The 12,887-nt window shown below is 62.8% G+C and carries 6 protein-coding genes; 4 read left to right on the forward strand and 2 right to left on the reverse strand.

Annotated elements, in window-relative coordinates:
• The first annotated feature begins 21 nt into the window (after nt 1–21).
• From ACSMXN_RS16930 to ACSMXN_RS16945, 4 genes are read left to right on the forward strand one after another with little or no spacing between them, the layout of a single operon-like run.
• The gene (locus tag ACSMXN_RS16930) at nt 22–2,124 is read left to right on the forward strand and encodes an SGNH hydrolase domain-containing protein (RefSeq protein WP_022914731.1); all 2,103 of its coding nucleotides are present in this window, start codon (nt 22–24) and stop codon (nt 2,122–2,124) included.
• A gap of 3 nt (nt 2,125–2,127) precedes the next feature.
• A complete protein-coding gene (locus ACSMXN_RS16935; protein ID WP_022914730.1) occupies nt 2,128–3,618 on the forward strand; it encodes a glycosyltransferase in 1,491 nt (496 codons plus the stop codon).
• Nucleotides 3,599–5,449 carry a glycosyl hydrolase gene (locus ACSMXN_RS16940; RefSeq protein WP_022914729.1) on the forward strand — a complete coding sequence of 617 codons (1,851 nt, stop codon included), beginning with the start codon at nt 3,599–3,601 and terminating at the stop codon, nt 5,447–5,449. Before ACSMXN_RS16935 ends, ACSMXN_RS16940 begins: the two co-directional genes overlap by 20 nt.
• A gap of 1 nt (nt 5,450) precedes the next feature.
• Nucleotides 5,451–6,947, forward strand: coding sequence for a glycosyl hydrolase (locus ACSMXN_RS16945; protein WP_022914728.1), 1,497 nt, complete (start codon nt 5,451–5,453; stop codon nt 6,945–6,947).
• Between the two features lie 90 nt (nt 6,948–7,037).
• Here ACSMXN_RS16945 and ACSMXN_RS16950 read toward each other — a convergent pair whose 3' ends face one another.
• Entirely contained in the window at nt 7,038–7,466 is a 429-nt protein-coding gene (locus tag ACSMXN_RS16950) for a pyridoxamine 5'-phosphate oxidase family protein (protein WP_022914727.1), read from the reverse strand.
• A gap of 55 nt (nt 7,467–7,521) precedes the next feature.
• A complete protein-coding gene (locus ACSMXN_RS16955; RefSeq protein WP_081649272.1) occupies nt 7,522–12,741 on the reverse strand; it encodes an Ig-like domain repeat protein in 5,220 nt (1,739 codons plus the stop codon).
• Between the last annotated feature and the right edge of the window lie 146 nt (nt 12,742–12,887).

Raw genomic sequence — 12,887 nt, forward strand, 5'->3', positions numbered from 1 at the left:
CACAGTGAACCGGCTGAGCACATGACCGGTGTACTCGAGAGAAAACGACCGGCCGGCGTAGTAACGCGCAAAGCCACGCGGGCGGCGCCACGACCGATACCTCGCAAATTCCGTCCTGACATCGAGGGGATGCGAGCGTTCGCCGTCGTGGTCGTGGTGCTCTATCACGCGCACCTGGGCGTCCGTGGCGGCTTCGTGGGCGTCGATGTCTTCTTCGTCATTTCAGGGTTTCTCATTACCCGGCAACTCCTTTCTTCGGTCGGCAAGGAAGGAATCCGCGCACTACCGACCTTCTACACTCGGCGGATCAAGCGGCTGCTGCCAGCCGCAGCGGTCGTAGTTATTGCGACTGTAGTTGTCGCAAGGTTCTTCGCACCTGCACTTCAGGTACGGTCCATCGCCATCGATGGGCTTTATACCACGTTCTACGGGCTAAACTATCGTCTCGCCATTGAGGGCACGCAATACCTTCACCAGGACGACACTGCCTCGCCGCTGCAACACTTCTGGTCGCTCGGGGTCGAGGAACAGTTCTATGTCGTATGGCCATTGCTCATCGTAATGGTCAGTCTTATAGGGCGTCGGTATCGAAATGCCCTGCTGTGGCCTGCACTTCTCGCACTGGTGGCCTTCTCCTACTACTGTTCGGTTACGATTACGAAATCGTCGGCATCGTGGGCGTATTTCTCCCTGCTGACGCGGGCTTGGGAACTCGGGCTCGGGGCATTGGTAGCGCTCGGCGCTACCTATTTCGCACGGATCCCACGCAAGATCGCCAATCCCGTAGCCTGGATCGCCCTTGCAACGATGATCGGTTCGGCCTTTGCCTTCAGCGACTCAACCGCATACCCCGGATCCCTTGCTGCCTATCCGGTCGGCGCCACAGCGGTGCTCATCGCTTGCGGTTGCGGTCCACGACTCACCGTCGAACGCAGGCTCCTCGGCGGTCCGCTGATGCAATGCCTAGGGCGCAGTTCCTACTCGTGGTATCTCTGGCATTGGCCGATGCTCGTCTTGGCACCCATGGTGCTCGGACACTCCCTGGACACGCTTGCACGTGTTGTTGTGGTTTGGCTTTCAGTCATCGCCGCAATCCTGTCCTTCGTCCTGATCGAGGACCCGTCGCGTCATCTGGCTCGCCTCAACTGGCAGGGCTTCATCATGGGAGGCTTGATCTCAGGGGCAGTGATCACGACGGTTGCATTGGTGGTCGCACATCTACCCTCAGTAGTGGGAACGGGTGCCGCAGTTCAGGTCGTGCAGGCCGAGGCTGCAACGCCAACCGTGGTCAAGGAGATGCAGCGTGCCGTCGCTTCGGGCGTCGGCGTACGGACTGCGCCGAGCAACCTCACGCCGAGGCCAGATCGCGCAGCCCACGATCTGCCCCCCGCAGACGGGACGAACTGCCATGCCGCGTTCGCCGTAATCAATCAAGGCCCCTGCATCTATGGTGATCCAGCCGGCTCGCACACCGCAGTGATCGTGGGCGATTCGCACGCGGACGTATGGTTGCCGGCATTCAACAAGGCTGGCTTGGCTGCGCATTGGAAAGTCATCGACTGGACGAAATCCTCGTGTCCGGCCGCACAGATCACCGTTTTCAGCTCTACCTTGAACCGTACCTACACCGAATGCGATACCTGGCGCACGCAGGTGCTCGCACGCATCGCGGCTCTGAAACCGGATCTGGTAGTGATGAGCGGTTCGGAGAACGTCGTGCCCGCCGATGTCTCCCCGCAGCGTTGGGGGCAGGCCACGGTTACCACGCTCGACACCCTGCGCAGCACAACGAAGGCGAAGGTCGTCTTCTTGCAGGACGTGCCGATACCCGCCTACGACATGCCATCATGCGTCGCCCAGCATCTGAACTCCGTCGCCGACTGCACCTTCAGCACCAAGAAGGCCTACAGCTTTCCCAGTCGTCATCGTGAGGTGGCCGCAGAGGTTACGAAGTCAGGCTTCACCGCAGTCGATCCACTCCCCTGGATCTGCACAACAGCTACCTGCCCCGCGATTGTAGGCAACCTGCTGGTGTACCGGGATGACACCCACCTTACGGCCGCGTTCTCGGCGTGGCTGGCCCCGATGGTCGCGCCACTCATGACAGTAACGAAAGGCAGCTGAACGGTGCTCATTGGAACCCTGCAGCTCAGGCACAGCCTCCAAGACAACGCCAGGCTCTACCTCTTCTCCGTCTTTGTCGTGATGACGTGGCTGATCTGGTTGGTGAAGGTGATGCTGTCCAGGCGGTATCACCCGTGGACAGCACCGCACGCCACGACAACCAGCGTCGTCATTCCAGTCGTTGACGAACCGCTTGATCTGTTTCGTTCCGTGCTGAACGGGATCGTCATCCAAGAGCCAACCCAGACGATCGTCGTCATCAACGGTCCGCGCAATCCCGGCCTCGAGGAGGTGTGCAGCGACTTCGCGCCCTTGGTCGAGTGGACCTGGACACCGATCGCGGGCAAGCGGAACGCAGTGCGGGTCGGAGTCGAGCACTCCGTCGGCGACATTGTCCTGTTGGTCGACAGCGACACCGTCTGGACCGAGGGCACTCATGCCGAACTCGTCAAACCGTTCGCCGACCCGCGAGTCGGCGGCGTCACCACGAGACAACGGATACTCAACCCCCGCCGAAGCTTTCTCACGCGCTGGGCCGACTGGTTGGAGAACAGCAGGGCGTTGTACTCGATGCCGGCGCAGAGCGTGCTCGGAAGCGTGGGCTGCTTACCCGGGCGGACGATCGCCTTTCGCAGGAGCATTCTCGTAGCGGCTATGGCGGAATTCATGCACGCGAAGTTCCTCGGCATCTTTCTCGAGGTCTCTGATGACCGGACCCTGACGAATCTGACCCTCAAACAGGGCTTTCGCACCGTCTACCAATCGACAAGCCTCGTCTACACCGATGCTCCGACCCACTTCAAGAAGCTGATCAAACAACAATATCGCTGGGCGCGCGGCAGCCAGTACAACACGCTTCGGATGTTGCCTTGGATGCTGGTGCATGCGCCGGTGCTCGCGTTCTTCTTTGTGTGCGACATTCTGTTGCCATTCCTGTGGCTCTGCACTGCGATCGCCTGGGTCATCCGCTCGATCAGACATACCGGCGACAACCTCTATCTAGGTCTGCTGCACCTGCACGGAAACGCCTTTTTGATCATTGTTGTATTGACGATCCTGACCTCCGCACTCGCCATGTGTCTGCGCCAGGCGCGCCACATCGGCGAGGTACCGATCGACTTCTTCTGGATGCCCTTCTACATCCTGTTCAGCACGCTGGTGCTGATGCCCATCCGGATCTACGGTTTCTTCAGGTTGGCCCACGTCGGAAGTTGGGGCACCCGCGCCGACGCCTACACCGCCGATCAGGGCGGTGGCGCAACCGCAACGAATCGCGCCCCAGGAACGGGCGTGATGACCGGGGAGCCGGGAAGCCCGATGGGGACGACCACGTTGGCCACGGCGCCGAAGGCGTCTACAACAGGCACGGCGCCGCAGGCGTCTACAACAGGCACGGCGCCGTCTCAAGACGGCGACCCCCGCGGCCTCGTCCCCTATGTCATTGCATCCGCCATCATCGTCGTGGGGGTCTTCTATGACGTCCTTCCCGTATAAGCTGCACGCTTCCAAAGTCACCACCGTCGCCGTAGCGTGCGCTTCGTTGCTTGCGATGGCCTCCGCGCTCTACCTCTCCCAGGGCGGCCTAGGTGGCGTTGCTGAGCCGCAAGCGAAGACGCGGACGGTGGCTCGACCGGTGTGGCAGACACCCTCGCCGAATGCCTCAACCGTGACCCGGTACGCCTACCCGCCGGCCGTGAAGTCGACAACCGTCGATATCGTCCATCCGCCGGTGCGGGTGGCGATCAAGGTCAACAAGATCATCGACCTGCAGCGCTTTCTACAACAGCCGGTTCCGAAGCCGCTGCCACACTGCTGGGACTTCAAGTGGCAGCAGGACGCTCAGTTGGCGTATCTCGCGAACCTTTCGGACCCCGGCGGGCTGGACGGTCCGGCCGGATTCCACAACGGTGACGGAATCGCCTGCAATCAACTGCCTGTTGATCCGAGCCGCGCACGCTCGCAAGCCGTGGATGCTGAGGTAACGCCGACGGTGACCGTCCCGACCAAAGCCGAACTGCTGGCGCCGGCCAAGAAGTACTTCGGCTTCTCCAACGACGCGTTGCCTGGCGATGTCGCGGCCTTCAACGGTCTCGACCTCGACGTCGGCAAGGCCCCGAGCCTGGTCGAGTGGTTCGACACCTGGGACCATCCCTATGCGTTGAACGGCCGTAAGGTCGCCGACTCGTGGGACCGTGGCGCGCTACCGGTGCTGACCTGGATGCCGGAGGCCAAGGGCGGTAATAACAAGGATCAGTCGGCCTACACGCTCACCAAGATCATCGCGGGGAATTGGGATGCTTACCTCGCTACATGGGCCGCCCAGGTCGTACAGACCGGGCTGCCGCTGGTGCTTCGTTTCGCTCATGAGATGAACGGGAGTTGGTACCCGTGGAGCGCAACGTCGCACGGCAACACCCGGCAACAATTCATCGCTGCCTGGCAGCACGTGTGGAACGTGTTCCAGGCTGCGGGCGCCAACAAGTACGTCATCTGGGCCTGGACTCCTGTCCGGGATACCCCAGGCTCGGGGTATCCGAGCTTCGGCTCCATCTATCCAGGTGACAAGTACGTTGACTGGGTCGGGATGTCGGGCTACAGCTACGGCTCGAAGGGTCCGATCTCGTATTCATCGACCTTTGGCTACACCTTCGGCAAGCTCAAGTCGCTTACAAAAAAGCCCATCTTCGTTGCCGAGACCAGCGCTGCCGAAGCAATCACGACCCCCAGCGCCAAGGGAAAGAAAACCTTCGCCACCAAGGTCGACTACGGCAACAAGAAGGCGAGCTGGTTCACCCAGACGCTCGACGGATTTGCCGACGATTCGCAGGTGGTTGGTTTCGTGATGTTCAACAACTATGTCCCCAACGTGCACACCGTTCCGAGCGGGCCGACGCACAAACGGGTCAAGACGGAGACGGACTGGAGGTGGAATTCGTCACCGGTGGCAGCCGCCGCGTTCCGGACTGCGATTGCCGACACCCGCTACAGCGGCGGCGTCATGCCAGAACCTGGTGTTGTCACCAGCTCCATGGATCCGCCAGGCATTCCCTGGCCAGTTGTGGCCAAGGTGGTGACGCCGGCACCGTCTCCGAGCACGACCGAAACGCCGCCCGACGACGGGTCGATCGACGAATCCTCGGGTACGGACCTGACTGGAACTGCCGTCACCCCGATTCCGACGCCGACCGCAGCTGCCGCTAGCCCTACGGCAACACCTCCGAATTCACCCAGGCCCAGCCCGGATCCGCCGGTCACCTCGGCGCTTCCCGCTTCAGCATCATCATCGATCAAGCCGTCGCCGTCGACCTCGTCGGGCGGAGGCTGAGATGGCAGCCAAGCTAGGACGAAACGCAACGTCTCGGGTGACCAGTGCGATCGTCGGGGTCACGCTCGCCGGGGTCGGCGCATTGATCTATTTCTCCCCGGTGGCTCGCAACTGGGGTGCCCCACCTGACAAGGTCGAGTACAAGAATCAGTTGATGCCGCGGACGCCCTACGTCCCGAAATCCAAGAGCCACGCACCGGTCAAGGCACCGAAGGTGACCGTCACGAAGGTGAAGGTATTACCGGCGAAGACACAGCAGAAGGTTGTCACTGTGACCGTGCCCCAAAAGATCTACAGCTACGACGCGGTTTATCAGAGGGATTCCGTCCCTAACTGCGCCCGGTTCCGCTGGCAGCAGGACGCGCAGTCTGCGTACCTGGCGAATCTGTCCGACCCCGGGGGTTTGGACGGGCCTGCCGGAGCCCACAACGGCGATGGAATCGCGTGCTCGGAATTGCCGGTCGACCGGTCACGGCCTGTTTCGAATGCGGTCGATCCCTTCAGCTGGCCGACCCCGAACCCGCCAACGAAGGCACAACTCGTCACCCCAGCGCAGAAGTACTTCGGGCTCGCTGCCGACGGCCTGCCTACAGATCCCACGTTGTTCGACACGTTGGATCTGGCCGCAGGCAAGGCACCGAGCATGGTCGAGTGGTTTGAGAACTTCGACAGCTCCTACCCGTTTACCAAGGTCACCGCTGCCTGGCAGCGTAACGCGCTCCCGGTCATAACGTGGATGTCTACCGGAGCAGCCGCTGGCGAGTTCCCACTTTCTGGCATCGCGGGCGGCAGCTACGACAGCTACCTACGCGCCTTTGCGGCAGGTATCGCTGTCCAGAAGCTGCCGGTCGTGATCCGCTTTGACCACGAAATGAATGGGAACTGGTATCCGTGGAGTGCTGGAACCACCGGAAACTCGCCGTCGCTCTACATCGCGGCGTGGCGGCACGTTTGGGATATCTTCGACAGCGTAGGGGCAAACCAGTATGCGATCTGGGCTTACACACCTTCGCGGGTGGATTCATTGAACGCCGACGGCAGCGGAGGCGGCGGGTTCACCACAATCGCCCAGGACTACCCCGGTAGCAATTACGTGGACTGGGTCGGGATGTCGGGCTACCAGTACCAACCGTCAGAAGCTGCGACCTACCAGCAGACCTTCGGCAAGACCTTTGCCGAGCTCGAGACACTCTCCGGAAACAAGCCGATCTACGTCGCCGAAACGGGATCGGCGCAATCGGTACCGGGTGCCGACCAGGCCAGCAGAAAGGTGGAATGGACGGCCCAAACGCTCAGCGGTCTAGCCAACGACCGACGAGTGGTGGGCTTCACCTGGTTCGACAACAATGTCAACGGAGTCCACTACGTCAACGGAAAGCCCATCCGCACCGACTGGAGGTTCACATCGTCGGCGCAATCCCAGGCTGCCTTCCGGGCAGGTGTTGCCGATACCCGGTATGCCGCGGGGGCGATGCCGCCCTACCTCTCCGGAAGTTGATGACCCGACGGCGTCCCCTTGACGATCTTGCACCCCGGCACGCCCGACTGAAGCTCCCGCGAACGGAACGCGAGAGCCTGGTTGGTCCAGTCAGTAGGACAGGTCGTCGTGCTTCTCGCCGAGGCGACGCCCGGTCACTGTCTCTGGAGAGAGTCTTATCCAGGTGTTGTGGATGCCAGCCGCCCAGGGCTTGGGAACCTCGCCATGCGCCCGATGCAGCAACTCGGACACCCTCTCGATCGGCACCTCCGCCGCGCTGCCCCGCAGTAGGACGCTCCAGCCCGTCCCATGCTCCTCGTCCACGTGATCGACCTCGAAGGCTAGGGCGGCCTGACTCATCACGTGGTTCATGGTCGAAGCCTCCACCCTGAAGATGATTTCCCGACCAACCGCTGCGTAGTTGAAGGGCAAGGCGACGGGACCGAGCTCATCGATGTAGACGAGCCTGCCCACGTGAGTGCTGGCCACAAGGCCGAAACACTCGTCCGGTGACAGCTGTTCGAGTATGCGCTGGCTCATACTCGCAGTCTGAACCGGAACAGCTACATGAGCAAGGCCATCGCTCGTGCGGACGTTACTGAACCAGGTCACCCAGGTCTTCGTAGGCCGCTGTGAGCCCGGCTGCAGGGAGCAAGCTCGCGAACGAAATCCTTGCGGCCAGGCTGTTCGGACCAAGGAAGAGCGTGTGCACCCAGTTGACGGTAGAGCCGGAGCGCCAAGGCGCGATCGCGCCGACATCACTGTCACGCACGATGACGTACAGCTGCACCGCCTTGCTGTAGGACGGCGAACTGTCGGGCGCCGTCGCGCTCAGACCACCAACCGCAGCTGATGCCGTATCGCCGAGATAGCCAGTTCCTATCAAGCTGATCGTCCCAGCCGAGAAGGGGACGATCGTATTCGCCGGCGATGCGCTATCGCTTATCGCGGTGTAGTCATTCTCTCCTACGGTGCCGACAGAACTGGCGTAGCTGACGGCTACCCCCTCGTTCGCCGCAGCAAGGTCGGCGTCGAATGCGAGCCGGACGTCGGATCCGGCGGCCGGCAACAGCGCAACGATCGGCTCGTCTGGCGCTGGGCCTACATAGCCTGGAATCTGACCCCACGTCTGGTAGGTACCGTCATAGATCTTGACCAGTTCGGCCGCCGACAGCCCGGCTGGGGCGTTCGTGGCAGCCTTGTCCACGGCAATCTCGATCTTGTCCGTGGCGTAACGGATCACTCGAAGGCCGCCCCATCCGTTTGCACCTGCAGCGGACTGATCGGCAGCGGTGGGCAGTTGGGTGGAGCGAGCGAACTGAATCTGGGTGCCGTCCGTGTCGGCCAGCAGGGCAGAAATCGCAGACCGGGAACTGTTCGGGCGCAGCACCGGTGACGTACCGGGCTGCAGGACGACCGTCGGATCAAGCGGTGTGCCGTCCGGGCTGTACAGCGCCATGCCCGTCGCATCCGCGGTCGCGTCGAAGCTGATGAGCTGTTTGGTTTGCGGAGTGGTGTCAAAGCCCGGGTCACCGTCCGGGTCACCGTTGGCCAGAAAGTCCATGCCGTACTGAGAGAGGGAATCGCCTACGCCGATGACGTCCCGTGACACTTGGGCGTTCGAGGCAGTCGTGACCGTGAGGATGGCGATGTCGCTAGCCGATCCGTCCGTTGCCGTCACGGTGTGCGGGCCAGGAATCGCAGCCGTACAACGGTGATCGGTGCAACTGCCGTCGGGTGTGATCGTGAAGGCTGCCGACGCGCTGACGTCGCCCAGGTCGTTGCCGTGCGCATCCGTACCGGTAACCGTGTAGCTCTGGTAGGCGCCTGCCGTGATCGACGCCGCCTGCGGACTGACGACTACGGCGGCAGCGGCTCCGGCAACAGCGGTGATCGTGTGGCTCCCGGCCGCGGCCGCGAACGGGGTATCGCCGGAATAGCTCGCGGTAATCGTGTCGGATGTCGGGCTGGGCTCGGTCGTGGTGCAGGTGGCCGTGTACGGCGCGGTTGTGGAGACCGGCACCGCTGCACAGCCTTCGATCGGCCCGGTCGAGTTCGTGAATGTGACGGTGCCACTCGGTGCGCCGCCGCCGGGAGCGTCCGGCACGATCAGCGCAGTGAAGGTCACCGGCACATCTACCGGCGGAGCTTCCACGCTGGCGCTCACCTGAACCGTCGTGCTGTCTGGCGTCACATTCTGGGCAAGTGGTGTCGCAACCGATGCGGCGAAATTCGGGTTACCCGAATACGCCGCGGTGATTGACTGGGTCGGGGGTAGGAAACCGCTCGGCACGTGACAGACGGCGACACCCGCACCAAGCACCGTGGTCGCGCCGCAACCGGGCAGATTGACGCCGTCGACCTGGAAGTCGACCGTTCCGTTCGGTTGTGCCGGGTTAGCGGAACCCGGCGCAGTCACCGCGATGGCGGCGGTGAAGTCAACGGCCTGCCCGCTGACAGGGTTAGCAACATCGCTCGTGAGTGCTGTGGTTGTTGTTGCCGGATTCACCTGCAGGATCAGCAGATCGGGCGAGCTGCTGCCGGACAAGAACGAACCGTCTCCCTGGTACGTGACTTGGATCGGGTACGAGCCGGCAACGAGTCCGCCCGCTATCACGCAGGATGCAGTCCCTGCGTTCAGCGTGACCGTTCCACACCCCGGCAGCGCCACGCCGTCTCCGGCGAAGAACACGGTTCCGGTGGGAGCTACCCCCGTGTCGTTGGCGGCAACCGTCGTGCTGATGGTTACCGATTGTCCAGTCACGATCGGGTTGTTGTCCGCTTCCGCGGTAACTATGACCGTCGCCTTCGTGACGGTAAGCGTGCCTGCGACGTAGTGAATGGAGTAGTTGGGGCCCGCATCAGCACCGGTGCAGGTGATTGGGTACGCACCGACTGCGGTGTGGACACCAGCAGCCGTGCAGTGCGGAGGCGTTGTCACAGTGTCCGAACCCATCAGGCCGCCCGCGGTGAAGCTGAACGCCGGATCGGCGTCGCCGAACGCTATGGACTGGTTGTCTGCGGTGATCGTAAGGGTCCACGGCTGGATGGACTCGGTTAGCACGGTGGACGTCGACGCGGCGAATGCGGCGTCACCACTGTATGAGGCCTTGATCAGATGCTGGGCCGCTGCGGGGTAGGTCACCGCGCAGGTCGCGGTCTGCGACGCGCTCAGCGCGACGGCCGAGCAGGTCGAGATCGGCGTGCCGCTGTCGGTGAAGGTGACCGTCCCGGTGGGGGTGCCGGATGCGCCGCTCACCGTTGCGGTGTAGGTGATTGACTGCCCGATCGCCGAGACCGTTGTCGAGGCGGCGATGGCGGTCGTGCTGGACGGCAACACCGGAGCAACGAACGTGAAGGTGCGGCCCAAGTCCTTCTGGATATCGGCCGGCAGGCCGTCCTTGGAAGTATTTCCGTCGTTGTACCAAACCGCGTCACCGTCGTCTTCGATGAGTTGTACCGGCGCGCCGTTGATCAGCGGGTCGGGGACGTTGACGATCGATTCCCAGGACCCCTGGCTCGCACCCGATGGCACCAGCGGTAGCGCGGTGGGTGACAGCAACGGTTGGTGGGCAGGATTTCCGTCCCATGAATAGAGGGCGAAGGAGGAGTTCGAGTCATCAGCGCTGCCAGCGATGATCAGGTATTGATTGTCGGCGTTCTTACGAATCTCGCGGATGCCGTGGCCACCCAGATCCCAGAACATCGGGGCGCCGAAGGTGGCATGGGTAGTTCCGGGGTTGCCGTGCGATGTGAGCGCGTCGAGGTTCGTCACCGGCACGACGAGTGCGAGATGCCGATTGTTGGTAGGTTGCAACGGCGCCCTGAACGTGACGTACGCGGTGCTTGTGCTGCCCGAGGCGAATTCGAGGCCTTCGACATCAAGGGCGTCGCTGTCGTGGCCGCCCACGCCTGAGGCCGCCGATGCCGCGAGCCCGAGGTGATTGGTGCCGAGACCGTGGCCGTTGGTCTGGTCCCAGTTGATCATGTCGCTGCGCAGCCCGCTGCAGCTGCCCTGATAAGTCAAGGTAGTCGAGGCGCCCGACCCGCTGATGGTCGCAGCGAATACCGAGTTGCGCTCTGGCGCCAAGTCGCCGTCATTGCTGTTGGCCATCGAGCCGGTCCAATAGATGGTATTGCCTGCCCGTGCAGACGCCTCGATGTCGACCTCGGCCGTTCCCGACGGCAGCTGGCTGGTGAAGTCGAAGGTCTTGACCGGCTCTCCGGACTGGCTCTGCTGGTAGAGACGCAGGATGTTGTTCTCGTCGTCGGCGACGAGCATGTAGCCATCACCGACGTCGATTGCAGTGGAGAGGTTGCCGGATCCGTCGAAGTAACGGTCGCTGGCATCGCCGAGGTTGGCCGACACTGCGTAGCTGATCGTCGTCGTTGCGGTGCTCGCATCAGGTGCGGTCACCTTGAGGGTGATCGTGGAATAGCCAATGGTCGCTGGGGTAATCGCTAGTACGCGGTCGGCCCCGGATCCGCTCATGCTGATGCCTGCCGCTGGCGCCACCGACTGGCTGGACGACGTCGCGGTGACCGTGAGCTGGGTTGGGTCATAGCTCGAGTCGCCGACCGTCAAGGCCAGCGTTGGGTTCGTCGAATCGCCTAGCGCCGCGGGTAGAGCGGTGTGCGCGGTGCTGATCGTTGGGACCGACGGAGGCGTTGACGTCCCCCCCGATCCGATCACCGTGCCCGGCGCGAAGGCGACTCCCCTAAATGCCTGCTTGGTCGGTGCGGTCTTGATCAGGTTTGCGCTGCCGCTCATCGAGCCGTTTGCGCCGCTTGCATCGACGATCGAGTACAGCGTGCCAGCGGTTGCGTTGGATCCACTGGAGGTAGCGAAGATCGAAACCGTCCCGTTTACGTCGTTGGCAGTTACGCCGGTTACGTTGGCGACGCTGACCGAGCCCCGGGTAACCCAGGAACTGCCGCTGAGGACGTACTTGACGATGGCGCCCGCGCTGTTGTCGGCGACGTACATGGTGTCGGGAGCGCTCCCCGTGCCCAGAGTCAGCATCGAATAGGCATACGGCTGACTCGGAGCTGAGCTGAACGGCAGGTTGGTGGGGCTGAGGCTGCCAGCGGTGGGCAGTCCGGAGCCGATCTTCGCGATGGTCACCGACGCCTTGCTGGGGTCGGCTGAGGTGTACAGCTGGTTGTCGTAGACACTGAGTTGCCGGACGTTCTTGTATGTGCTGCTGGTGACCGCGGTGGACGTGGTGGCTCCGACTGCGGCGTAGCGAACGCTGCCCGCGGCCCCACCGACCCAGACATGGGTGCCATCGACCGTGGTAGCGCTGCGGGGGTTGTTGCCGTCGGAAAAATCGGTGAGTGCGGTCGAGGTGTCGACGCTGCCGCTAGTTCCAACGATCGCGACCGTACGAGGTTTGCTGGCCGCCGTCGTGTCGGCGATGTTCGACGTCCCGGTAGCGGCGTTATAGCCAGTGGCAACGAGGAATTGCCCGTTCGGCGACAGCGTGATCATGCCTTCGGAGTTGGCCGAACCGCTTGCCGTCAGTGCCTTGTTGCTTCCGCTCGTAGCGGTCGGTAGCGAAATCGACCGGACGAGCGAGCCGGATGGACTGTACTCATCGAGGAATGCCGCCGCGCTGCTCGACGAGAGCGTCGAACTCCCGTCCCCCACTCGGTAGATCACAAGATCACCCGCAGTGAACGACGTGGCTGCACCCGCGGAGCGTTGCTCGACGGCGACGACCGCCAACGCGGCGAGCAACACACAGGTAGCGCCAGCGAGGGTACGTTGCCGAGTGCTCCGACCCAGATGGGCAGGACTGGTACGGGGCTTCATATCCGGGAATCACTCTCTCGATGCAGAGTCGCCAAGACGGCGGAATTGCGAAGGCTATCGGTGGCCATGACGACGAATAGGAGGCCGTCCGAGCCAGTCGTAAGTTAGGAGTGCATGGTGAACAGCTTGATGTTGTAAGGCATCCG

The sequence above is a fragment of the Parajatrophihabitans canadensis genome (assembly GCF_053764775.1).